The 20,684-nt window shown below is 63.1% G+C and carries 25 protein-coding genes; 9 read left to right on the top strand and 16 right to left on the bottom strand.

Annotation, left to right across the window (positions count from 1 at the left end):
- Nucleotides 1–139: 139 nt before the first annotated feature.
- Both FKV68_RS11305 and dmeF read left to right on the top strand, forming a co-directional pair.
- Nucleotides 140–430, top strand: a complete 291-nt coding sequence (locus FKV68_RS11305) for a metal/formaldehyde-sensitive transcriptional repressor (RefSeq protein WP_180941464.1) — start codon at nucleotides 140–142, stop codon at nucleotides 428–430.
- On the top strand, nucleotides 427–1,377 hold the full coding sequence (gene dmeF / locus FKV68_RS11300; protein ID WP_180937942.1) for a CDF family Co(II)/Ni(II) efflux transporter DmeF: 951 nt from the start codon (nucleotides 427–429) through the stop codon (nucleotides 1,375–1,377). The genes FKV68_RS11305 and dmeF overlap by 4 nt, the downstream gene beginning before the upstream one ends.
- A gap of 27 nt (nucleotides 1,378–1,404) precedes the next feature.
- Here the strand turns inward: dmeF and FKV68_RS11295 are convergent, their stop codons facing one another.
- On the bottom strand, nucleotides 1,405–3,339 hold the full coding sequence (locus tag FKV68_RS11295) for a BTAD domain-containing putative transcriptional regulator (protein ID WP_180937941.1): 1,935 nt from the start codon (nucleotides 3,337–3,339) through the stop codon (nucleotides 1,405–1,407).
- A gap of 111 nt (nucleotides 3,340–3,450) precedes the next feature.
- Between FKV68_RS11295 and FKV68_RS11290 the strand changes: the two genes are divergently transcribed.
- The gene (locus tag FKV68_RS11290) at nucleotides 3,451–4,161 is read left to right on the top strand and encodes a DUF1194 domain-containing protein (RefSeq protein ID WP_180937940.1); all 711 of its coding nucleotides are present in this window, start codon (nucleotides 3,451–3,453) and stop codon (nucleotides 4,159–4,161) included.
- A 110-nt stretch (nucleotides 4,162–4,271) separates the two neighbouring features.
- Here the strand turns inward: FKV68_RS11290 and FKV68_RS11285 are convergent, their stop codons facing one another.
- Nucleotides 4,272–4,475 (bottom strand): hypothetical protein, encoded by a 204-nt coding sequence (locus FKV68_RS11285; RefSeq protein ID WP_180937939.1) that lies wholly within the window; start codon nucleotides 4,473–4,475, stop codon nucleotides 4,272–4,274.
- Between the two features lie 126 nt (nucleotides 4,476–4,601).
- Nucleotides 4,602–4,946, bottom strand: a complete 345-nt coding sequence (locus FKV68_RS33025; RefSeq protein WP_245181187.1) for a hypothetical protein — start codon at nucleotides 4,944–4,946, stop codon at nucleotides 4,602–4,604.
- A 217-nt stretch (nucleotides 4,947–5,163) separates the two neighbouring features.
- Here FKV68_RS33025 and FKV68_RS11275 point away from each other — a divergent pair, with 217 nt between their 5' ends.
- From FKV68_RS11275 to FKV68_RS11260, 4 genes are all read left to right on the top strand, one after another.
- Nucleotides 5,164–6,060, top strand: coding sequence for a LysR substrate-binding domain-containing protein (locus FKV68_RS11275; RefSeq protein WP_180937938.1), 897 nt, complete (start codon nucleotides 5,164–5,166; stop codon nucleotides 6,058–6,060).
- Nucleotides 6,061–6,220: 160 nt separating this feature from the next.
- Complete coding sequence (locus FKV68_RS11270) at nucleotides 6,221–6,532, top strand: ArsR/SmtB family transcription factor (protein WP_180937937.1); 312 nt, start codon at nucleotides 6,221–6,223, stop codon at nucleotides 6,530–6,532.
- Nucleotides 6,533–6,573: 41 nt separating this feature from the next.
- Nucleotides 6,574–7,035 carry an SRPBCC family protein gene (locus FKV68_RS11265; protein WP_180937936.1) on the top strand — a complete coding sequence of 154 codons (462 nt, stop codon included), beginning with the start codon at nucleotides 6,574–6,576 and terminating at the stop codon, nucleotides 7,033–7,035.
- Between the two features lie 193 nt (nucleotides 7,036–7,228).
- The gene (locus FKV68_RS11260) at nucleotides 7,229–7,438 is read left to right on the top strand and encodes a hypothetical protein (protein ID WP_180937935.1); all 210 of its coding nucleotides are present in this window, start codon (nucleotides 7,229–7,231) and stop codon (nucleotides 7,436–7,438) included.
- A 34-nt stretch (nucleotides 7,439–7,472) separates the two neighbouring features.
- Here the strand turns inward: FKV68_RS11260 and FKV68_RS11255 are convergent, their stop codons facing one another.
- The 3 genes from FKV68_RS11255 to FKV68_RS11245 are packed head-to-tail and all read right to left on the bottom strand — an operon-like array spanning nucleotide 7,473 to nucleotide 11,084.
- A complete protein-coding gene (locus tag FKV68_RS11255) occupies nucleotides 7,473–8,627 on the bottom strand; it encodes a M20 aminoacylase family protein (RefSeq protein ID WP_180937934.1) in 1,155 nt (384 codons plus the stop codon).
- An 11-nt stretch (nucleotides 8,628–8,638) separates the two neighbouring features.
- Nucleotides 8,639–9,874 carry a Zn-dependent hydrolase gene (locus tag FKV68_RS11250; RefSeq protein ID WP_180937933.1) on the bottom strand — a complete coding sequence of 412 codons (1,236 nt, stop codon included), beginning with the start codon at nucleotides 9,872–9,874 and terminating at the stop codon, nucleotides 8,639–8,641.
- 7 nt (nucleotides 9,875–9,881) lie between these two features.
- Nucleotides 9,882–11,084: a diaminopropionate ammonia-lyase gene (locus FKV68_RS11245; protein ID WP_180937932.1), complete on the bottom strand. Its 1,203-nt coding sequence runs from the start codon at nucleotides 11,082–11,084 to the stop codon at nucleotides 9,882–9,884.
- Between the two features lie 158 nt (nucleotides 11,085–11,242).
- Between FKV68_RS11245 and FKV68_RS11240 the strand changes: the two genes are divergently transcribed.
- A complete protein-coding gene (locus tag FKV68_RS11240) occupies nucleotides 11,243–11,722 on the top strand; it encodes an Lrp/AsnC family transcriptional regulator (protein WP_209647192.1) in 480 nt (159 codons plus the stop codon).
- Between the two features lie 161 nt (nucleotides 11,723–11,883).
- Here FKV68_RS11240 and FKV68_RS11235 read toward each other — a convergent pair whose 3' ends face one another.
- The 9 genes from FKV68_RS11235 to FKV68_RS11195 form a co-directional block, all read right to left on the bottom strand.
- Nucleotides 11,884–13,932 carry an ASKHA domain-containing protein gene (locus FKV68_RS11235; protein WP_180937931.1) on the bottom strand — a complete coding sequence of 683 codons (2,049 nt, stop codon included), beginning with the start codon at nucleotides 13,930–13,932 and terminating at the stop codon, nucleotides 11,884–11,886.
- Nucleotides 13,933–13,952: 20 nt separating this feature from the next.
- Nucleotides 13,953–14,288: a hypothetical protein gene (locus tag FKV68_RS11230; protein ID WP_180937930.1), complete on the bottom strand. Its 336-nt coding sequence runs from the start codon at nucleotides 14,286–14,288 to the stop codon at nucleotides 13,953–13,955.
- Between the two features lie 2 nt (nucleotides 14,289–14,290).
- The gene (locus FKV68_RS11225; protein WP_180937929.1) at nucleotides 14,291–15,253 is read right to left on the bottom strand and encodes a methyltetrahydrofolate cobalamin methyltransferase; all 963 of its coding nucleotides are present in this window, start codon (nucleotides 15,251–15,253) and stop codon (nucleotides 14,291–14,293) included.
- Between the two features lie 121 nt (nucleotides 15,254–15,374).
- Nucleotides 15,375–16,466: a methylenetetrahydrofolate reductase gene (locus tag FKV68_RS11220; RefSeq protein ID WP_180937928.1), complete on the bottom strand. Its 1,092-nt coding sequence runs from the start codon at nucleotides 16,464–16,466 to the stop codon at nucleotides 15,375–15,377.
- Nucleotides 16,463–17,050 carry a methylenetetrahydrofolate reductase C-terminal domain-containing protein gene (locus tag FKV68_RS11215; RefSeq protein ID WP_180937927.1) on the bottom strand — a complete coding sequence of 196 codons (588 nt, stop codon included), beginning with the start codon at nucleotides 17,048–17,050 and terminating at the stop codon, nucleotides 16,463–16,465. Before FKV68_RS11215 ends, FKV68_RS11220 begins: the two co-directional genes overlap by 4 nt.
- A complete protein-coding gene (locus FKV68_RS11210; protein WP_037423594.1) occupies nucleotides 17,043–17,345 on the bottom strand; it encodes a virulence factor in 303 nt (100 codons plus the stop codon). The genes FKV68_RS11215 and FKV68_RS11210 overlap by 8 nt, the downstream gene beginning before the upstream one ends.
- A gap of 520 nt (nucleotides 17,346–17,865) precedes the next feature.
- The gene (locus FKV68_RS11205) at nucleotides 17,866–18,063 is read right to left on the bottom strand and encodes a hypothetical protein (RefSeq protein WP_180937926.1); all 198 of its coding nucleotides are present in this window, start codon (nucleotides 18,061–18,063) and stop codon (nucleotides 17,866–17,868) included.
- Between the two features lie 404 nt (nucleotides 18,064–18,467).
- Nucleotides 18,468–18,665, bottom strand: coding sequence for a hypothetical protein (locus tag FKV68_RS11200; RefSeq protein WP_180937925.1), 198 nt, complete (start codon nucleotides 18,663–18,665; stop codon nucleotides 18,468–18,470).
- A 283-nt stretch (nucleotides 18,666–18,948) separates the two neighbouring features.
- Nucleotides 18,949–19,569, bottom strand: coding sequence for a DUF1638 domain-containing protein (locus FKV68_RS11195; protein ID WP_180937924.1), 621 nt, complete (start codon nucleotides 19,567–19,569; stop codon nucleotides 18,949–18,951).
- A gap of 39 nt (nucleotides 19,570–19,608) precedes the next feature.
- On the opposite strand from FKV68_RS11195, the gene FKV68_RS11190 reads away from it, so the two are divergent.
- Nucleotides 19,609–19,767 (top strand): entericidin domain-containing protein, encoded by a 159-nt coding sequence (locus FKV68_RS11190; protein WP_180937923.1) that lies wholly within the window; start codon nucleotides 19,609–19,611, stop codon nucleotides 19,765–19,767.
- A gap of 116 nt (nucleotides 19,768–19,883) precedes the next feature.
- On the opposite strand, the gene FKV68_RS11185 is transcribed toward FKV68_RS11190, so the two are convergent.
- Nucleotides 19,884–20,582 (bottom strand): corrinoid protein, encoded by a 699-nt coding sequence (locus FKV68_RS11185; RefSeq protein WP_180937922.1) that lies wholly within the window; start codon nucleotides 20,580–20,582, stop codon nucleotides 19,884–19,886.
- Between the last annotated feature and the right edge of the window lie 102 nt (nucleotides 20,583–20,684).

Here is a 20,684-nt window from a genome sequence, read left to right as displayed (position 1 = left end):
TGACAAGCTCCTTATGGGAGCCCGAAGTTCGACCTCGACCTTCGTGCTGCCGCCGATACGGTGGGCCGCCCTTGTTCGGCCGCACCTCGGCTTCCAGCATGCTTGCCTATCGCGTCAGTATAGGGTACCCCCCTATGTTATGCATACGATCCGCAACCAAGCCAAGCTGCTCGCCCGCGTCCGTCGCCTCAAGGGGCAGATGGAGGCGATCGAGCGCGCGCTCGAGGCTGAGCGGCCCTGCGGGGAAATTCTCAATCTGGTGGCCTCCGTGCGTGGTGCCGTCCAGGGCCTCACTGTCGAACTGATCGAGGATCACATTCGCGAGCATGTTGCCGCCCCGGGGGCGGGCGGCGACCTGGGGCAGGAACAGCGCGCCCGCGAGCAGGGCGCCGACGAACTGATCGAAGTCGTCAGGAGATACCTGAAATGAGCAAGGCCTACGCTTCCGCCTCGACCGGGCACGATCATGTCTTTCTCGGCGACAATCACCGGCGCAATGAGCGCCGCACCTGGTTCGTCATTGCGCTGACCGCGGGCATGATGATCGCCGAGATTGCGGCGGGCACCTATTATGGCTCGATGGCGCTGGTCGCCGATGGCTGGCATATGTCCACGCACGCCGCCGCCATGCTGATCGCGGCGCTCGCCTATCTCTACGCCCGACGCAACGCCCGCAACCGCCGTTTCACCTTCGGTACCGGCAAACTCGGCGATCTCGCCGGCTTTGCGAGTGCGATCGTGCTGGCGCTGATTGCGCTGCTGATCGGCTGGGAAAGCCTTCTCCGCCTGATGAACCCGGTTGCCATCAGCTTCCCGCAGGCGATTTCCGTCGCCGTGCTCGGCCTCGCCGTCAATCTGGTCAGCGCCTGGCTGCTTAGCGACGATCACGCGCATCATCATTATGCCCACGATCATCATCACGATCACGGTGATCATCATCACGGGCACGGCCGCGACAACAATCTGCGCGCCGCCTACCTGCATGTGCTCGCCGACGCGCTGACCTCGGTTCTGGCAATCGTCGCGCTGACAGCGGGGAGCGTCTATGGCTGGATCTGGCTCGATCCGTTGATGGGCGTGGTCGGCGCTCTGGTGATCGCCCGGTGGTCCGTTGGCCTGATCCGCGATGCCGGCAGCGTTCTTCTGGATTACATTCCCGCCAGCGAGGACTTGCCTGAAGAGATCCGCGCGGCGATCGAGCAGGACGGCGACCGCATTACCGATCTTCACGTCTGGCAGCTCGGCCCCGGTCATCACGGCGCCATTGTCTCGCTGGTGACGAAGAACCCGCAAAGCCCGTCGCTCTACCGCGACAAGCTCGCGCATCTGCGCGAACTCTCCCATGTGACGGTCGAAGTCGAACGCCTGGCGGCTTGAGCACCAGCCGGTCATGCGCTGCGAGCATCATCCGGACCAGGGCAGGCCGGCCGCCTCCAGCCGCGACCAGAGTTTCTGCCGGAATTCGGTTGTGCGCGCCTGCAGCAGTCTTTCGACGTAATGGCCGTTTAGCCGGGCGGCATTCGCGCGGACATGCGACACCTCCTGTCGGGCCGTTGCCGCATCACCGAGCGCCTCGTGCGCCGCTGCCCTGAGCAGGCGGCCCCAGTGGTATTCCGGGAGTACGGTCAAGAAGCGGTCCAAACAGGAAACGGCCGCCTCGTCGTTGCCGGCGGCCAGATGGGCGTCGCCGCGGAACAGGAAGATCGGGGGGTAGTCGGGGCTCGCCTGGTCCGCCTGGTCGAAGGCGGCATCCGCCTCGTCGATCCGATCGGCGAATGTGAGCCCGATGCCGAGCCAGGTATGAAACTCGGCGTCATTGGGGTTGAGCTCGACGGCCCTTCCCAAGTTGTCGAGGCCGGACCGGATATTTCCGAGATAGGTTTCGGCAAGCCCGAGCGCGCTCAGGAGGTAGGGTTCGCGGTCGTCGAGAGCCAAGCCGGTCAGTGCCACGTCGCGCGCGTCGGAGAAGCCGCGCAGCGGATCATCGATCCAGCCGTTGAAACAGCAATGGAAGGATATCCAGGCGAGGCTTTCGCGAACGAGCGCGTGATTGGGATCGATCGCCAGCAGACGATCGCATAGCCGCCGTGCCCGGATCATGCCGTTCAGTGTCGGCCGTTCGACGTGAGAGAAGACCTGGAGGTAAAGCTTCGCGCCGGCCATTGTTTCCTCCGGCTCCGTGGCCGACTGGCTCGCCGCGTGCCGCATTATCGTCTGGTAGAGATTGCCGCTGATCCTGCGCGCAAGCGCATCCTGGGCATCAGGCGGATCGGCCGTTACGCTGGAATATTTCCTGCTCCATATCTGGGTTCCGCTTTGCACGGCGATAAGCTGCACCAAGGTCCATCCGGTTCCCCCGCGCTCCTGGGCCGCGATTTCAACGACGTAGTCCGCGCCAACCTGCTGTCCGATCTCCTCGATCGTGCGCTGCCTTGCCCCGACGGCAAGCATCGTTGCCGCCGCGACGACGGAGATCGGCGAAAAGCGGCCGACTTCGCCGATCAGCTTTCTGGTCAAGGGTTCGTCGACGATATCGTAGTCGCCGTCGGCGGACAGGCTGATGATGGGCAGGATCGCCACCCTCGGCTTGCCGTTGGCGAGATCCACCGGGCGCGACGGGCTCTGCTGGTCGCGGTTCCGGTTGACAAGCTGCTGCGTTTCCGCATCCGGCAGCACGCCCAGATGGGCTTCGAAGAGCGTCTTCAGGGTGTCGTAGTATCTGATTGCCCGGGCGCGGTCGCCGCACGCAAGATAATGGCGCAGAACGACCCGGTGGGACGGTTCGTTATAGGGATCGTGCCGCAGCAGGCATTGTGCGGCCAGCAGCGCTTTTGCGGCGTCGCCCGCCTTCTCCAGGCCTTCGATCAGGTTTGTGAGGCAGTCGACCAGCAAATTGTGATGCCGGTCACGCTCGAGGCGGAGCCAGGCCTCAAGCGTTTCATCCTTGAACGTCACGCCTTCGAGGAATTCGCCGTCGAAAGCGTCCGGCTCGGGCGGGATAATGCCTGTCCTTATACCCTCAAGGAGAGCGCGGAAGTCGGTTACGACCTCTCCGTCCGCGATCCAGCCGCTCTCATTGTCGACCATGAACGGCGAAGGACCATGCCCCTCGACGGCATGTCTGATGGTGAAGAAGGCCTGGCGGAGATTGTTGCGGGCCTGGTCTTCCGGCCGCTCCGCCCACAGGAGTCCGGCCAGCTTCGATCTCGAAACCGGTTTTCCATGCGAAAGCGCCAGCATCGCGATCAGGGCCTGGTGCTTGCGCGAAGTTATGGCGATGCTTTCGCCGGTTGCCGAAAGCAGTTGGAAACGGCCAAGCAGGCGCAACCTGAACGCCAATTAAGCTACCTCTAACGGACGGTGTAACGCCACTATAACAGCAAGGAAGCGCTCGTCTGTCATAGTCAATTCGGGTGATGCTGGGGAGCACGCGGGCAAGGAAGAGGGGACATGCGCAACACGCTGGCTGCCGCCGTGTCGGCATTGTTCCTTTGCGCGCCGGCGGTGTCTGCGCCGCATTCCTGCGTCGACGTTGCGCTGGTGCTTGCCGTCGACGGATCCGGCAGCGTTTCCGACCAGGAATATGCTTTCCAGAAATCCGCGATCGCCGCGGCCTTCCGCGACAGGGGCGTCCTTTCGGCCTTGAACAAGGCCGGGGCCGTGGCAGTGTCGGCCGTCTTTTGGGGCGACGGCGAATTTGCGGTCCAGCACCTTAGTTGGTTTGTGATCTTCGACGGCGACGGTGCGGAACCTTTCGCGCGCGAGGTCGAAGGCAACCAGCGGCTGGTCTTCGGCAACACCGATATCGGCAGCGGCATCTGGTCGGCGTTGGACCTCTTGGCCGGGCCAGGCTTTTGCGCCGGCAGATCGATTGTCAACATCTCGGGCGACGGGAAGGAAACGGTCGCGCCGAAGCAGCGGCAGCGCGCCTCGCTCTATGCGGCTCGCCTGCGCGCCCGGAAAATGGGGGTCACCATCAACGCGCTGGCCATCTCCGATGAGCAGAAGGACCTGGCAAGTTACTATGAGAAGGAAGTCATCCTCGGCGCCGGCGCCTTCGTGATGGATGTGCGGAAAGATGCCGATTTTGCGGCGGCCATCCGGAGAAAGCTGATCAGGGAACTGTCGCCGCAGATCGTCGCCCGTCTGGCCAGAGACTGAAAATCGCATGCCACAATCGATACAAACAAAAAGGGCATTCCGTTGCGGGAATGCCCTTTAGAGGTCAAGTCTTGCCCGACATCGGGCGGGAGGATAGTTGCTGTCGGCGTTCATTGTTGGTTCTTCTGGACCTCGTGAACCTCGTCATCAGCGGACGGGAAGCCGATATCCTTCAGCGTGTCATAGGACAGGCTCTCCAGGACGACTTCATTGCGGTGCCGCTTCCAGGCGGCCCAGGCGCGTGCGCGCAGGTTGAAGAGGCCGGGTAGGGCGGACAGCCCGTGGCTCGACGATGAAAACTGGTTCGTGGACATTTCTGGTTCCTTCTGAGTTTCTCAAAAGGTCGCGACCATGAAGGTAAATATGGTGCAACCTCATTCATCATTCCAACGAATATGTTTGATGCTTTTCATCAAACATGGTGATCGGTTGCCGCCTCACTAACAAACTCTATCCGAAAGTATCAGCGGCTGTTGTTCCGCGAGTAACAGGTCATTCCTGACCCTCGCGGGAAGTTTCGCCAATTCACGGCGGGTTTCCACCCGATTCCGGGCGATGTTGTTGGCGCGCCGCCTCGTGGCGATCCGGTCGATGAAGGACCGGGCGTGCGACAGGATGGCGAGAACGATGTCGCCGTCGCCAGCGATGATCGTGGAAGGCGCCACGGTTTCCGGTTGAAGCCGGACGACCGTGTCCCGTTTGGCGGCGCCGATGGTCATTCGCCCATCGGCATTCATGTATGAGGTGTTGCCGCGGGGCGTAATCACCAGTGTCAACGCGGACATGAGCTTCTCCTTTGCGAGATCGCGCTGGCAATCCAGAAGCATTTACCGGATCGGTTCATTGTGAGTTTCGACGGATGAGGGTGGGAAAGCCCGCTCCGCCTTGGTCCCGATCCCGCCCTGGATCTTCCTTGCAGCTTGACTATCGCTCACGCTTGATGTTCAATCAAACGAAATGAAATCATGTTATCTTTCAGATTTTCTGAATGAGGATGCCGCCATGAACATGATGTTGCGCCACGCGCTTCCGCTCCTTGAGATGGACGTCCTGAAGACCTTCGTCGCCATCGCCGAAACCGGCAACTTCACCACCGCTGCGGAGACGGTCTACCGGACGCCGTCGGCCGTCTCGATGCAGATCAAGAAGCTGGAGGAACTCCTCGGCTGCACGCTTTTCCTGCGTGACGCTCGCTCGGTGTCGCTGACGCCAAAAGGCGAACTGCTGCTCGGCTTTGCCCGCCGGCTTCTGTCGCTCAACAATGAAACGGTCTCGCGCTTCCTCCTGCCCGACATGAACGGCGTTGTTCGGGTCGGCGCGCCGGAGGATGTCGGCGAGCGGATCCTGCCGGATGTGTTGAAGCGTTTTGCCGAATCCTATCCGAATGTCACTGTCGACGTATCGATCGGCATGAGCAACGCGATGCGCAAGCGTGTCGACGAGCACCGGCTGGACATCGCCATCTTCAACAGCTTGACCGATGAAGCGCCGAACGGCACGGAAATCCTGTTGCAGGAGAAACTGGTCTGGGCAGGCGCGAAATGCGGCAATGCGCATTTACGCGATCCGCTGCCGGTTTCCATGTGGGAGGACGGCTGCGTCTGGCGTGCCGATGCGGTCGAGAAACTGTCACGGGCCGGCCGCAAGTTCCGCGTTGCCTTCCTCAGCGCCTACACGACGGGTCAGCGGGCTGCCGTGCTCGCCGGCCTCGCCATCGCTCCGCTGCCGCGCTACCTGGTCCAAGGCGAAATGGTCCAGCTCGGTGAGCGTGACGGGCTGCCGGATCTCGGGCACTACGACATCGGGCTCAAGGTCATCGAGGACGCGCCGGCTCCGGTGCTCGCGGTCGCCGATCATGTGCGTGAGGCCTTCGCCGAGCTGCAGATGCAAGCCGCTTGATGCATCGCATCGGACCGGCCTGAAGGAAACTGCGAGCCCCTGGCTCACCGCCTAAACCTCAAACGAGCGCCGCGTGTTCAGTCGAATGCGCGGCGTTTCGTTTGCGCGATGGTTCACCGTCGCTCGATTGACAGCAATAAGCTTCAGCTTATAATAAGCCATGACTTATGAAGATAGATTGTTTGCAGCCCTTGCCGACCCGACCCGGCGCGCGATTTTCGAGCGTGTCGCAGGGCAGCGGCAGTCGGTCGCGGAGCTGGCGCGGACGATGCCGGTGTCGCAGCCGGCGATCTCGCAGCATTTGAAGATTCTGAAGGAAGCGCGGCTCGTGCGTGACGTGCCTTCGGGCGCGCGCCGCATCTATTCGATCGACCCGGAGGGGTTAGGGCCACTCCGGGCTTGGCTCGACCGCTTCTGGAGCGAACAGCTCGCCGCTTTCAAGGCCGCGGTCGAGACGGCGGACGATTCTTGAGGACAGATATGAAATCGTTGATGCAACGGGAGGAAAGCATCATGCACACGATCGAGCCCGCTCCGGTTCGCAAGTCCGTCACCGTCCGCGCCTCGGCGGAAAAGGCCTTTGACGTTTTTGTCAACGACATGGGAAGCTGGTGGATCAAGGGTCACAGCCTGACCGAATCCGGCCAGAAGACGGTTGTCGTCGAGGCTGTTGCCGGCGGCCGCTGGTACGAGATCGGCAATGCCGGCGAGGAGCGGGACTGGGGCCATGTGATTGCCTGCGACCGGCCGAACCGCATCCTCCTTGCCTGGCAACTCAACGCCGATTTCACCTTCGATCCGGCCTTCCACACAGAAGTGGAAGTTCTGTTCGAAGCGAAAGGCGACAATGAGACCACGGTCGTCCTTGAGCATCGCCAACTCGCCAATTACGGCGCCAAGGCGCAGGATGTCGGCGGCATGCTCGATTCCGGCTGGGGCGGATTGCTGGCCTCCTATGCTGCCAAGGTGGCTTAAGGTTCGGCCTGCGCCCAACTCACCGCATGGACATCAAGGTGATCATCAGGCTGGCCGTGACTTCGAGTGCGGGTTTCGCTTCGCGCGCGCTTGCTGTTCGGGCGGGAGTGAAATGCGGGTGAGCCGAGGGAGACAAGCGCTAAATCTGCGTCAAATCGAACGCAATCAATGCTAGCGTGGCTCGTATTGTGAAATGGAGCGGACACATGCGCATTCGGTTGCGGTCTGGGCCGCCATCAACGACGATATGAAGACCGCCCATTGGGCGGCCGAACGGCTTCTCGCCATCCAGCCCGACTATGCGATCGCCAAATATGCCGCGCTTCCCTCGCTGCGTGACTTCAGTCGTTTTCGCGAGGCGATGGCGGCGCGCATGAAGAAGGCGGGCATACCAGAGAACTAGGTGGCCGCCTTGTTCGGCGCGGATGGCTGCCCTTCTATTTCTCCGGCAGGCGCCGCTTGACGATCGCGGCATGGAAACGGGTTCCGTGAATGAGCCCGGCGTCGTTGAAATCGTAGGTCGGATTGTGCAACGGCGCGGAGTCGCGGCCGTTGCCGAGGAAGACGAAGCAGCCGGGAACGTGTTCAAGGAAGCGGGCGAAATCTTCGGAACCCGTCATCGGTTCGCGGGCGGTGCCGACATGATCGGTTTCGAAGACGGTCCTTGCGGCGGCGAAGGCTTCCTCGACGAGAGCCGCATCGTTGAGGAGGGGCACGAACTCGCGGGTGTAAGTTACCTCGGCGGAGACGTTGTGAGTCAGCGCCGTACCTTCCGCGATCACGCGCATCTGCTTCTCGATCTCTGCACTGACCTCGGGGCGGAAGCTGCGCGCATCGCCAAGGATGTGGGCAAGGCCTGGCAGCGCGTTGCGGGTGCCGTCGGTGATGAGCTCCGTGACCGAGACGACGCCGATATCGGCCGGGCTCAGACGACGCGAGACGATCGTCTGCAGGTTGGTGACGAGGGCGCAGGCGGCGACCAGCACCTCGTTGCCGGCGTGTGGACGCGCGGCATGGCCGCCGACGCCCTTGAGCACGATTTCGAAATTGTCTTCCGCCGACATCATGGCGCCGGCACGGGTCTCGAAATGGCCGACCGGAAGCCCCGGCATGTTGTGCAGCCCGTAGATTTCCTCGAAGGGAAATCGCTCCATCAGGCCATCGTCGAGCATGGCGAGCGCGCCCTTGCCCCATTCCTCCGCCGGTTGGAAGACGAAGCGCACGGTGCCATCGAAACCGCCGTCTTCGGCAAGCAGCTTTGCGGCGCCGAGCAGCATGGTCGTGTGGCCGTCGTGGCCGCAGGCATGCATCACGCCCGGGTTTTGCGAGCGATACTCGACCGCGCCCTGTTCCGGAATGCGCAGCGCGTCCATGTCGGCGCGAAGCGCAATGGCGCGGTTGCCGTTGCCGCGTTTCAGCGTACCGACGACGCCAGTGCCGCCGACGCCTTCGGCAACATCAAGCCCGAACTCCCTCAGCTTCGCCGCGACGAAGGCGGAGGTCCGCTTTTCCTCGAAACCAAATTCGGGATGGGCGTGAAGATCGCGCCGCCATTCCGTCATCTGCCTTTCGAGCATCTCAAGATCGGTCATTGAAACTCTCCTCAGTCTGCGGCAAGGCGCTGGACGACATCGAGCAGGACATTGGCGCCGGCGACAAGATCGCCGTCGGTCGTATATTCGCGCGGGTTGTGGCTGATGCCGCCAACGCTCGGCACGAAAATCATCGCCGCCGGTGCGACTCGCGCGACCATCTGAGCGTCATGGCCGGCGCCGGAGGTCATCCGCTTCGAAGCGAGGCCGCGCATGGTGGCTGCCTCCTCGATGAGGCCGACAATCCTTGCGTCGAAGGTCACAGGCTCAAACCGCGCCAGGCGCTCCGTTGCAATCGTCATGTCCTCGGCCGCCGCGAGGTCGTGGAGATAGCTGGCGAGCGCGGCCTCCTCGGCTCTTAGCCGTTCGGCATCAGGATCGCGCAGGTCGACGGTGAACGTGGCACGTGACGGGATCACGTTGATGGCATTCGGCTCGAAGGCGATACAGCCGACGGTAGCGACGGTCGGTGTATTGGAGGTCATTGCGCGATCGTACAGGAAGGCGATCACGCGGGCGGCCGCGTGGCCGGCATCGCTCCGCATCGACATCGGCGTCGTGCCGGCGTGATTGGCGACGCCCTCGATGGTGACCCGCTGCCAGGAAATGCCTTGCAGGTTCTCGACGGCTCCGATCGGCACGCCTTCGCGCTCCAACACCGGGCCTTGTTCGACATGGAGCTCGACATAGGCATGCGGCTTCGAAAAGCCCGGCCCATCCGCGCCCGCATAGCCGATGCGGCGCAGTTCCTCGCCAAGCACGCTGCCATCCGTGCCGACCGTCGCAAGCGCTTGGTCGACCGAAAGCCCGCCGGCATAGACCAGTGAGCCCATCATGTCGGGGGCATAGCGCACGCCTTCCTCATTGGTGAAGGCGGCGACGGCAATCGGGTGGGCGGGGGCGGTACCGGCCTCCCTCAGCGTCTGGATCACCTCCAGACCGGAAAGCACCCCGTAGCAGCCGTCGTAAATGCCGGCGTCGATAACGGTGTCGATATGCGAGCCGACCAGGACGGGCGCATTCTCGGCATTGCCGGCGTCGCGCCATATGCCGAAGATATTGCCGATCCGGTCGACGACGACCTCGAGTTCGGCCTCTCGGAGCCACTGGACGAGCCGATCCCGGCCTGCCTTGTCCGCGTCCGAGGCTGCGAGCCGGGTCAATCTGCCATCGCTGTCGCGACCGATTTCGCCGAGGGCGCGGATGCGGTTCAGCAGCCGCTCTGCATTGATCGAAAGGGCGCTCATGCTGTTGCTACCGCGCCTGCCGGCGACCGATGACGTCCGCCGGGCTCATGCCGACAAGCTCGGCATAGCGCTCCGGATCCGTCGCACCTTCGGTATTGAAAAGCAGGATGCGCGAGGTTTCGTCGAGGCCGATCGCCATCCTGATGGCGGGGGTGGTCGCCGCCCGGAGGAGGCCCGCCAATCCCGCGCCGCCGCTTTCTCCGGCGACGATCGCCGGATCGTTATCGGATGGGCGCGCCAGCCGGTTCATTGCGGTAATGGCGTCCTGCTCGTCAACGGTCATGAAGACGTCCGCCACATGCTTGAGCACCCGCCAGGCGACAAGCGAGGGATCATAGCATTCGAGCATGGCCATCACCGTCGGTTCGCCGTGGGTGATCTTGACGGGATACCCCGCGCGGGCGGTTTCGAAGATGCAGGCGGCGCGCACCGGGTCGACGACGGTGAAGGTCGGCCGCCTGTCGCCGAATGCAAGCGCGAGATGACCGCTGACGGCGGCCGCGACGCCGCCGACGCCCGCCTGCACGAAGACATGCGTTGGCGGCTCCGGCAGCCGGCGCAGCGCCTCCCGAACCATTGCCGTGTAGCCCTGCATCACCAGGCCAGGAATGCGCTCGTAGCCTGCCCAGGACGTATCGGAGACGATCGTCCAGCGGTTCTCGGTCGCAACCCGCGCCGCTTCGGCAACGGTGTCGTCATAGGTGCCTCCGACGCGGACCATCTCGGCGCCGAAGCGGGCGATCGCCGCCACGCGGGTCTCGCTGACGCCGCCATGAACAAAGATTACCGCCTTCGCGCCAACAAGCTCGGCCCCTTGCGCTACCGACCGGCCATGATTGCCGTCGGTCGCGCAGGCGAAGGTCATCGTCGTCGCCACGGCCTTGACCTCCGGCGAATGCAGTTCGGCGATATCGACCGGCCGCCCGAGGCGCCGTTCCGCCTCTTCGAGCACCAGCCGGATCACCGCATAGGCGCCACCGAGCGCCTTGAAGCTGCCGAGGCCGAGTCGATGGCCCTCATCCTTGACATGGACCGCGCCGACGCCGAGTTCACGGGCGAGCGCCGGCAGAGCATGCAGCGGCGTCTCGGCATGATTGGCGCGGTGCGCCAGGAAGCGCTCCACCGTATCGGCTGCTCCTTCTCCAAGCGTTTCCGCGTCGACAGGGTCGAGCGGGCGATTGTGGTCGGGATGGGTATTCAGAAGAAACATGGCGGCCCTCGTTCAAGCGGGTGAGGAAAGGGTGCAGGGTTTCGGCCGATATCCGGCTTCAAACTCTTATGTCCGCGAATACATATTGCATGGAGCGCGAAAGTTGCGCTGTATTCCAGGCCTTGAAATGCAAGTTTGTTTCGCAAAGGCTTCTCCCATTGGCAAGAACCATTCCCGAGATCGCTCTCGATTCCTTCGACCTGGCGATCCTGAAAATTCTGCAGAAGGACAACGCCACGCCGCAGCGCACGATCGGCGAGGCGGTCAATCTCTCGGCGCCGGCGGTGCAGCGGCGGATCAGGCGCATGGAGGAGGCGGGCGTCATCGCGGCCAATTGCGCCATCGTCGATCCGGCCAAGGTCGGCCGGCCGATCACGATCTTCGTCGAGGTCGAGGTGATCAGCGAGACGGCCGAACTGATCGATGCGGCGAAGGCGGAGTTTTCGGCCGCGCCCGAAGTGCAGCAATGCTATTACGTCACCGGCGAGGCGGATTTCATCCTGGTCATCGTCGTCGCGACCATGGCCGATTACGAGGCCCTGACGCGACGCCTCTTCTTCGGCAACAACAATGTCAAGAAATTCCGCACCTTCGTCGCCATGGATCGCGTCAAGGTCGGGCTGACGGTGCCGCTTTGAGGCTCAAAGCGGCACGCTTGATCATTTCATTGTTTCATTGAAGCAGTGAAATGATCTAACTCTTTGAAATAACTCAATTCCGGACGGAAAGCCGCTACACGCTTTTCCTGGAATTGCTCTAACCTCGTATGGCAGCGGCAGCGAGGGAAAGGAGACAGCGCCTATTCCCTGCTCCTTCGCCTTCTGCGGCCGCCACCTTCGCCATCATCTGCCATCACCTTCCGCTCCGGAAGCGTGACCACCTCGGCGAGTTTCGGGAAGGCATCCACCTTGTTCGGCATCGCCATGGCGTTGACGAAGTGCTCCTGAAACTTCGATTCAAGAGCCGTCTCTATCTTCTCGATTTTCCTCACGGTTTCCTCGATCTCGCGGCGATGGCCACGATTGAGGAGCGCCATCAGCGCGCCGGTACCGGCGGCATTGCCGACCGCCTTCACCTCGTCGAGGTCGCAATCCGGGATCAGGCCCAGCACCATGGCGTATTTCGGATCGATGAAGGAGCCGAAGGCGCCGGCGAAGCGGATCGTATCGACATGGTCGACGCCCTGCTTTTCCATGAGCAGCTTGATGCCCGCATAGAGAGCGGCCTTGGCGAGCTGGATCGCGCGGATGTCGTTCTGCGTCACCGTGATGCGGGGCTCGCCGTCATGCAGGAGATAAGAGAAGGTGCGGCCGTTCGGCACGATGCGCGGGCTTTTCGCGGCCATGGCGCCGTCGACCACGCCATCCTGCGAAATGACGCCGCTGAGATACATCTCCGCCACGACCTCGATGATCGCCGAGCCGCAGATGCCGGTGACGCCGACCGCGGCGGCAGCTTCGGCAAAACCTTCCTCGTCCGACCACTTGTCGACGCCGATGACGCGGAAGCGCGGCTCCAGCGTCTCGGGATCGATGCGCACGCGCTCGATCGCGCCGGGCGCGGCGCGCTGGCCGGAGGAAATCTCTGCACCCTCGAAGGCCGGGCCGGTCGGCGAGGAGGCGGCAACGACGCGTTGCCGGTTGCCGAGCACGATCTCGGCATTGGTGCCGACATCGACGAGCAGCATCATCTTGTCCTGCCGGTGCGGACCCTCGGAAAGCGTGGCGCCGGCGGCGTCCGCCCCGACATGGCCGGCGATGCAGGGCAGCATGTAGAGCCTCGCACCACGATTGACCTCGATGTCGATCTCGTGCGCCCAATATTGCAGTGCACCGGAAACGGCGAGCGCGAAGGGCGCCTGCCCGAGTTCGGTCGGATCGATGCCGAGGAACAGGTGGTGCATGATCGGGTTGCAGACGACCGCCATGTCGAGGATGTCGTGGCGGTCGACTTCGCCCTCGGTGCAGACCTTGCCGATCAGGCCGTTCACCGCTTCGCGTACGGCCTTGGTCATCGCCTCGCGGCCGTCCGGATTCATCATCACGTAGGAGACGCGGCTCATCAGATCCTCGCCAAAGCGGATCTGCGGGTTCGACGCGCCGGAGGAGGCGACGATGCGACCGGACAGCAGCGACACCAGATGCATGGCGATCGTCGTCGAGCCGATATCGCAGGCGACGCCGTAAGCCTCGTTCTTGAGGCCCGGCCAGAGGCCGACGATGAAGGCACGCGAGGAATCCATGTCGCGGTGGATCGCGGCCGTTACCGCCCAGTTGCCCTTGCGCAGGATGCCTTGCACCTGCGGGATCAGGTGCGGCGCGATCAGCAGATCCTTCCAGCCCCAGTCCTTCTCCAGAACCGCCTTCATCCGGTCGAGATCGCCGAGTGGCTTGTGCATGTCCGGCTCGTCCACCTCGACATAGCACATCTGCACGGCGGCATTGCGCTCGATGACCCGATCGGTCGCGGCCTTGCGCACAACCTGCGCATTGATGACGGTGTCTTGCGGCACGTCGATGACGAGATCGCCGAGGATCTGGGAGGAGCAAGAAAGGCGGCGGCCGTCCGGCAGCTCGCGTACGCTGGCATAGCGTTGTTCCTTGGGTCCGATCGGCGAGATGTGGTCGTTCGACGAGATGATCTTGTGCTTGGCGAAGTTGCCTTCCTGCACGGAAACCTGGCAGCGCCCGCAGGTCGCGCGTCCGCCGCAGACGCTTTCGACATAGACCCCGAGCGAACGGGCTGCGTCCAATATCGGCGTGCCGACCGGGAAGCGGCCACGCTTGCCCGACGGCATGAACAGCACCAGCGGGTCGTCCTTGTTTTCCTTCGAGGACACGTTCAGCATCTTTCTGCCTCGCGAGCGGATTACTTTGAGAGCCGGCGGGCGTTGGCCCGCACGCGCTTGGCATAAGGGCGCAGCACGGCCGCCGTCACCCGCTTGTGGCCGGTCGCCGGCACCTTGCCGCCGGCAAGCGCCGCGGCCGCGCCCATGCCTTCCTTGATCAGCCCCACATTGGCGGCGACGACGCTTTCGGCTGCCGCCGCCATCTTCTCCGTCACCATGCGGCCTGCCTCCACGTAGTCGGTCGCGGAGCCGGTCATGGCGGCCATGGTCATCGCCTGCGTGCGCGCCGCGATGACCATTGGTGCCTGGAACCAGAGTGCCGTCAGATCCCTGACGATGGAGGCGCCCTTTGCCATGATTATTCCGCCCTTGCGCCAGCGCCGGCGCGAGCCGCGCGGCCGCCACGCCGTCCGCCGCCGGCAGCTGGCTGAGCAGCAGCGACGGCTTGGCCGCCTTCGGCCGGCTTGTGGTCACGATAGGTCATGATCCAGTTGGTGCAGTTCGCGTCGGTGCCGTTCAAGACGTTCGCGGCGCGCACTGCCTCCATTTCCTGCGGGCGGCAGGGGTTCATGATCGCCGAGGTCATGCCGGCGCCGATCACCATCGGGATGAAGCCGGCATTGATGCCGTGGCGGTGCGGCAGGCCGAAGGAGATGTTGGAGAGGCCGCAGGTGGTGTTGACCTTCAACTCCTCGCGCAGACGACGAAGCAACGCGAAAACCTGCCGGCCGGCATCGCCCAGAGCGCCGATCGGCATGACGAGCGGGTCGACGACGATGTCGTGCGGCTTGATGCCGTGATCCATGGCGCGCTCGACGATCTTCTTGGCGACGGCGAAGCGCACGTCCGGGTCCATGGAGATACCGGTCTCGTCGTTGGAGATCGCGACGACCGGGACATCGTACTTCTTGACGAGCGGCAGGATCGCTTCGAGCTTTTCCTCTTCGCCCGTGACCGAATTCACCAGCGGACGGCCCTTGGCGACGCGCAGACCCGCCTCGATCGCGGCGGTGACCGAGCTGTCGATCGACAGCGGCACGTCGACGAGGCCCTGGACGATTTCCAGCGTCTTGACGAGCAGCGGCGGTTCGGTCTCGTTCGGGTTGACGGCGGTGACGCCGGCATTGACGTCGAGCATCGTCGCGCCTGCAGCGACCTGTTCCAGCGCGTCCTTGATCACGGTTTCGAAGTTGCCTTCGATCATCTCGGCGGCGAGCTTCTTGCGGCCGGTCGGGTTGATGCGTTCGCCGATGACGCAGAAGGGCTGGTCGAAGCCGATGACGATCTCGCGGGTGGCGGAAGCGACGATGGTGCGGGTCATGTAAGATCCTTTGATCCTGAGCGTGGGGCTATGTAATAGGCCCGGTCTTTGTTTGTAAGGCGCTGGACTGGCTGAAGCGCCGGTTTTCCTCTGATATCCAACGGGGAGTGCTCCCGGCATCCTAGTGCGGGTGGTGCGCTGCGGCCTCCGCCATCTGCTGCTGGTTCTCCTCGATGCCCTCGCGGATGTGTTCGAGCCGTTCGGCAACCAGCGCATCGCCCGGCTGGCTTTCGCGTTTCCAGGGCTTGCGGCCCTTCAGGACGCCAGATTCATGCACGATCTCGGCGACATACTCCTCCTGGCGATAGGCCATGACGTGGACGCCCGAGACGCCCTCGATCTCCTTCACCTCGTTGATGATGTCGATGCAGAGCTGCTTGCCTTCCTTCTTCTGGTCCTGCGCGCCTTCCAGGCGCGTAATGACGCTGTCGGGAATGTGGATGCCCGGCACGTTGGAGCGGATCCAGCGGGCGGTCTTGGCCGAGGCCATCGGCCCGACGCCGACGAGGATGAAGCACTTCTCGTGCAGACCGAGATCGCGCACCTTCTTCATGTATTCGCGGAACATCGGCACGTCGAAGCAGTACTGGCTCTGGACGAACTGCGCGCCGGCCTCGATCTTCTTGGCGAGCCGGTACGGGCGGAAATCGTAAGGCGGCGCGAAGGGGTTGATCGCCGCGCCCAAAAAGACGTGCGGCGCCGTCGTCAGCTTGCGGCCGGACAGGAACTTCGAATTGTCGCGCATGAGGCGGACTGTCTCGAGCAGCGACATGCAGTCGAGGTCGAATACGGGCTTGGCGCCGGGCTGGTCGCCGGCCTGGACGCCGTCGCCGGTCAGGCACATGATGTTCTGCACGCCCATGGCGGAGGCGCCGAGCACATCGCCCTGGATGGCGATGCGGTTCTTGTCGCGGCAGGCGATCTGCATGATCGGCGAATAGCCCATTCGCGTTAAGAGGGCACAGATGCCGACCGACGACATATGGCAGTTGGCGCCGGAGGCATCGACCGCGTTGATGCCGTCGACCCAGCCGTCGAAGATCGCCGCGCGTTCGTAGACGTCTTCGGGATTGGCGCTGTCCGGCGGGTTGAGTTCGGCGGTCACGGCAAATTCGCCACGGCGCAGCACACGCTCCAGCCTCCCGCGAGAGGAATGGCCGGGCAGGGGATCGAGCGGCGCACCGGGATCGTGGGGATTGATATCCGGGCTCATTGCTGCTGGCCTTCCTTCTTCGCCGCGTCGCGGGCGGCTGCGGCTTCCGCCGTCACCCGCAACCAGGACGATGTTTCGCGCAGCGACTGGTTGACCGGCTTCTGCACATTCATGATCGCCTTGCCCTTCACCATGTTCTGCGAGCCCTTCCACGCCTGCACCCAGACGCAGGGCATGTCCGGCTCGACCTCGCAATTGCCGTTGGCCCGCACACCGCCGCAGGGCCCGTTTCTGAGCTGCTTCGGGCAGTTCATCGGGCACGACATGCCGGTCGAGGACAGCGCGCACTGGCCGCACATGCGACAGTCGAAGAGGAAGCCCTTGACGTGGCGCTCGAGGAAGGTCACCGGCCGTTCAACGCGGCCATAGCCGATGGCGTTCCACAGCGGATGGAGCATCAGGAACATGTCGGCGAAGCGGTTGTAGAACCATTCGAGGAAGCGCGAATTGCGCACCGCCCAGAGCCGCACGGTATATTTGTGACGCGAGCGGCGGCTCGGCGAGACGTTCGTCGGGGTATAGGCGCCTGTCGCCGCCTTCTTGGCGGGCTGGGCATTGCCGGTCACGACCTTCGGGTCAGGCATTGTCCCGGCCTCCGGCCTTCACGAGCGCGACCAGGCGCTCCCGGTCATAGGCGGCTTCGAGTTCCGCCGCCGCCTTGTCGGCCTCCGCCTCCAGGTCGTCGGAAACTGGAACCGGATCGGCCTTGCGCCATTCGGCAAGATAGTCGTCGGTCTCGGCGGCGCCGGTGCGCATCGCGCACATGTCGATCGCCTCGGTAAAGCGCAGCGACAGTTCGCGCTTGGCGCTTTTGCGACCCTGTTTGATGATGACCTGGGCGGGAATGTCGCGCCAGTAGACAATGATGCGATCTGCCATGGGATTCCTGTTCTCCTCTAGACCCGACAATGCGCATGTCCATCCGCCGTCGCTCACCTTGCCACGACGTCGGATATGTCCAAAAACGACGCTCCCCAATCGTGTATCCGCGTGGTGCGCATTCGTCGCGATCGGCCCTCCGCGCGTACTTTCGGCGACACCGGCTTCGAGCCGGCCGTGGACAGGGTTGGCGGTGATTTGCGGGGTGCTGCGACCGCGTGCGCCGCACGGAAGAGCCCGTCGCAGGGAACGCCGTCGCCCACGGAACAGTGGATTGCCTCGCTCGTTTAGAGCCTGAAGGCTCTGAACATGCGTGACGGGAACTTGCTATCAATCGTGGTGCTGGCGATCATCGTCGCAATCCTCGTGTTCGCTGTCGTGGCTCTCATTGAATGATGCCGGGTCCCTGTGCCGCTTCTCATCAAGCGCCAGAGGTCGCGTAGCGCATTGATTTGACAAATGTTTTTGTCCTCAAATCGGCCAGCATTCCAGGACGCATCTAACAGAGCCACGGGCGACCTCAGTACCCCGAGCTTCCGCCTCCGCCCATGCCGCCACCTCCTGAGGAGCCGGCGCTTCCTGAGGAACCGGCGCTGCCGGCCTGGCTTGGCGGAGGAGGGACTGTGTTCTGGCTGGTCTGATTGGTTTGGCTGGTCGTGCATCCCGCGACCGCCAGGAGAGCTGTCGCAATCGCGACGGAAAGAAGTTTGCGGTCCATGGTCTTCTCCAATCATGGAGGCTATGGCGAATGCTGTTATGTTCCGCCACTCGCTGGTCAAAAACATGGCGCGGAGCGGTGATGTGCCGGGAAGATTGCCACGTCGTCGGGACGGGGTTGATTTGAGGACGGCCCGCATCATCTCATTGGAGATCGCACGCCGATTCAGGAGATGGCGATGTCAAAAGCTGTAATCGCAGTGTTGTGCCTGGGCCTTCTCGCGCTTTCGTCTTGCGCAAACACGGTTCGCGGTTTCGCGCAGGACAGCGCGCAGACCGGGAACGCCGTCGGAGGCGCCACAGACCGTGTCTTGCGGGCAGGCGCCCAGTAGCGCGGACAGGATCGGCCCCGAGAATGTCGACCGGTCGGAGGCCAAGCGAAGCGCGCTTGGCTGTTCCTCACGGCTAAGCGGCGTCCACGACGGCCGTCGCTGCGCGAGTCCGGTCCAGTTCCATCAACACCCTCAGGGCGGCCTCTGCCTCTTCCTCGGTGAGACCTCCGAGGATTTGATCGCCAAACACGACCGGCACGCCGGTCACATTATCCCACACCGTCCAATGGTCGGTCGGATCGAGAACAAGTTCATAGCGCTCTTGTGACATTGCGTTCTCCCCAGTTTCTCAGATGTTTACCCGATTCGGCGTGGCAAGCCATTCCAAACACAAGTCCTGAACGACGGATGGTATCGTTGCGGCGAGGAAACCGCGACATCGACCGGCTGGAGGTTTCCGGCTAGCACGCTTCGGCGGCATGCTGGTGCTTCAAAAACAGATGTGCCGACGCGGACATTGCTGTCGTCTTAATGGTGATGCGGGCCGTCGAAAGTGCGTTTACAGGAGTCTTCCGCGCCGGGAACGACCGTTCACAGGGTGCTCAGCGGACCTGTTACGCCTCAATGAGCGACCCGATCAGATCGCCGTAGCCGGTGAAGCGATATTCGTATTCGAGGCCGAGTCTCTCGGCGGCGCGGCGGGCCTTTTCCTGTAGCGCCTTGTCCTCCACCTGCGAGAGGTAGACGAGCTTGCGGTAGTGGCCGAAATACATGTCGCGCAGTTCCGGATGCCGGTCGAGGCCGAGCGGTTCGATGACGAAGGCCTCGAACTGGCGGGCGAGGAAGTCGGTGAGGAAGAAGGCGGTGATATCGTCGTCCCAGCGCTTGGCGAAATCGGCGTTGCCGGCAAAGAAGGAATAGCAGTGCGGGCCGGGAATGCGGGCCACGCCTTCCTCCTCGCAAAGCCGGTCGAGCTGGCCGCCGGTGCCGCAATCGGCATAGGCGATGAAGATCCGCTCGAAGCCCTCCTCACGCGCTCGGGCGATCGCTTCGCGCAGGCCCGGCGTGATCTTTTCCGGGGTGTTGTGCCAGATAGCGGGCAGGCAATGGAGATCGATGTGATCGAGCCCATTGGCCTCGCAGATCGCAAGGATTTCGCGCGCGATCGCTCCACAACCAATGACGTGAACTTTCTTCGGTTGTGCACGTTCTCTTGCCGACGGTCTGTTTTCCATCTTTATTCCGCCTTGCAGCAATATGAAGGAATCATTGTCATGACGACAAAAACTCTCGCGACGATCGCCGCCGTGCTGGTAGCGCTGACAACCCTGAGTTCCTGCGCCAACACGATACGCGGCATAGGGCAGGATACTGCAAACACCGTGAACGCGACACAGGGGGCCGGTCACAGGGTCGCCAGGGCCGCCAACTGACGGTTCCATGGCCGGGAAGGATGCCTACGCGCCCTCCCGCATCACCCTGAAATAGGAAAGCCGGCTGCCGCTTTCATCCCGCGCAGCCGGCTTTTCTTCTTGAAAGGCTTCCAGGCTTAGCCGGCGGCAAGCCGGTTGTGCTTGCGCTTCATGAAGTCCTTGGCGGTCTCGACGGCGACGGCGGCATCGCGGCAATAGGCGTCTGCGCCGACGGCCTTGCCGAATTCCTCGTTAAGCGGCGCGCCGCCGACGAGGACGACGTAATCGTCGCGCATGCCCTTTTCCTTCATCGTGTCGATAACGACCTTCATGTACGGCATGGTGGTCGTCAGCAGGGCGGACATGCCGAGGATATCCGGCTGCTCGCGCTCGATCGCTTCGAGGTAGTTCTCGACGGGGTTGTTGATGCCGAGGTCGACGACATCGAAGCCCGCGCCTTCCATCATCATGCCGACGAGGTTCTTGCCGATGTCATGGATATCGCCCTTGACGGTGCCGATGACCATCTTGCCGAGCTTCGGCGCTCCGGTTTCGGCGAGCAGAGGACGGAGGATGAACATGCCGGCCTTCATCGCGTTGGCCGAAAGCAGAACTTCCGGAACGAAGAGAATGCCGTCGCGGAAGTCGATACCGACGATGCGCATGCCCTCGACGAGCGCCTGGGTCAGGATGTCGTAGGGCGTCCAGCCCCGTTCGAGAAGGATTCGAGTCCCTTCCTCGATTTCCTCCTTGAGACCGTCGTAAAGGTCGTCATGCATCTGCTGCACGAGTTCCTCGTCGGAAAGGTCCGCGAGAATGATTTCATCGTCTGCCATATTAGGGTTCCTCGGTTCCTGGCACGGTAGTCTTCGCGGTGATCTGGCTCGGTCGGGCACGATCCGGACGCGTTGCCCATCCTTAGCGGTCCAAACCTAAAA

It is taken from the genome of Sinorhizobium mexicanum (genome assembly GCF_013488225.1).
Taxonomy (GTDB): Bacteria; Pseudomonadota; Alphaproteobacteria; order Rhizobiales; family Rhizobiaceae; genus Sinorhizobium; species Sinorhizobium mexicanum.
The sequence above is the reverse complement of the archived record's forward strand: the minus strand, read 5'-3'. Positions and strand labels throughout refer to the sequence as shown.

Bases quoted from the DNA above. Each gene is read 5' to 3' on its own strand.
- FKV68_RS11305 (WP_180941464.1), top strand. From the start codon at position 140: ATGCATACGATCCGCAACCAAGCCAAGCTGCTCGCCCGCGTCCGTCGC.
- dmeF (WP_180937942.1), top strand. From the start codon at position 427: ATGAGCAAGGCCTACGCTTCCGCCTCGACCGGGCACGATCATGTCTTT.
- FKV68_RS11290 (WP_180937940.1), top strand. From the start codon at position 3,451: ATGCGCAACACGCTGGCTGCCGCCGTGTCGGCATTGTTCCTTTGCGCG.
- FKV68_RS11285 (WP_180937939.1), bottom strand. From the start codon at position 4,475: ATGTCCACGAACCAGTTTTCATCGTCGAGCCACGGGCTGTCCGCCCTA.
- FKV68_RS33025 (WP_245181187.1), bottom strand. From the start codon at position 4,946: ATGTCCGCGTTGACACTGGTGATTACGCCCCGCGGCAACACCTCATAC.
- FKV68_RS11275 (WP_180937938.1), top strand. From the start codon at position 5,164: ATGAACATGATGTTGCGCCACGCGCTTCCGCTCCTTGAGATGGACGTC.
- FKV68_RS11270 (WP_180937937.1), top strand. From the start codon at position 6,221: ATGACTTATGAAGATAGATTGTTTGCAGCCCTTGCCGACCCGACCCGG.
- FKV68_RS11265 (WP_180937936.1), top strand. From the start codon at position 6,574: ATGCACACGATCGAGCCCGCTCCGGTTCGCAAGTCCGTCACCGTCCGC.
- FKV68_RS11260 (WP_180937935.1), top strand. From the start codon at position 7,229: ATGGAGCGGACACATGCGCATTCGGTTGCGGTCTGGGCCGCCATCAAC.
- FKV68_RS11255 (WP_180937934.1), bottom strand. From the start codon at position 8,627: ATGACCGATCTTGAGATGCTCGAAAGGCAGATGACGGAATGGCGGCGC.
- FKV68_RS11250 (WP_180937933.1), bottom strand. From the start codon at position 9,874: ATGAGCGCCCTTTCGATCAATGCAGAGCGGCTGCTGAACCGCATCCGC.
- FKV68_RS11245 (WP_180937932.1), bottom strand. From the start codon at position 11,084: ATGTTTCTTCTGAATACCCATCCCGACCACAATCGCCCGCTCGACCCT.
- FKV68_RS11235 (WP_180937931.1), bottom strand. From the start codon at position 13,932: ATGCTGAACGTGTCCTCGAAGGAAAACAAGGACGACCCGCTGGTGCTG.
- FKV68_RS11230 (WP_180937930.1), bottom strand. From the start codon at position 14,288: ATGGCAAAGGGCGCCTCCATCGTCAGGGATCTGACGGCACTCTGGTTC.
- FKV68_RS11225 (WP_180937929.1), bottom strand. From the start codon at position 15,253: ATGACCCGCACCATCGTCGCTTCCGCCACCCGCGAGATCGTCATCGGC.
- FKV68_RS11220 (WP_180937928.1), bottom strand. From the start codon at position 16,466: ATGAGCCCGGATATCAATCCCCACGATCCCGGTGCGCCGCTCGATCCC.
- FKV68_RS11215 (WP_180937927.1), bottom strand. From the start codon at position 17,050: ATGCCTGACCCGAAGGTCGTGACCGGCAATGCCCAGCCCGCCAAGAAG.
- FKV68_RS11210 (WP_037423594.1), bottom strand. From the start codon at position 17,345: ATGGCAGATCGCATCATTGTCTACTGGCGCGACATTCCCGCCCAGGTC.
- FKV68_RS11205 (WP_180937926.1), bottom strand. From the start codon at position 18,063: ATGGACCGCAAACTTCTTTCCGTCGCGATTGCGACAGCTCTCCTGGCG.
- FKV68_RS11200 (WP_180937925.1), bottom strand. From the start codon at position 18,665: ATGTCACAAGAGCGCTATGAACTTGTTCTCGATCCGACCGACCATTGG.
- FKV68_RS11195 (WP_180937924.1), bottom strand. From the start codon at position 19,569: ATGGAAAACAGACCGTCGGCAAGAGAACGTGCACAACCGAAGAAAGTT.
- FKV68_RS11190 (WP_180937923.1), top strand. From the start codon at position 19,609: ATGACGACAAAAACTCTCGCGACGATCGCCGCCGTGCTGGTAGCGCTG.
- FKV68_RS11185 (WP_180937922.1), bottom strand. From the start codon at position 20,582: ATGGCAGACGATGAAATCATTCTCGCGGACCTTTCCGACGAGGAACTC.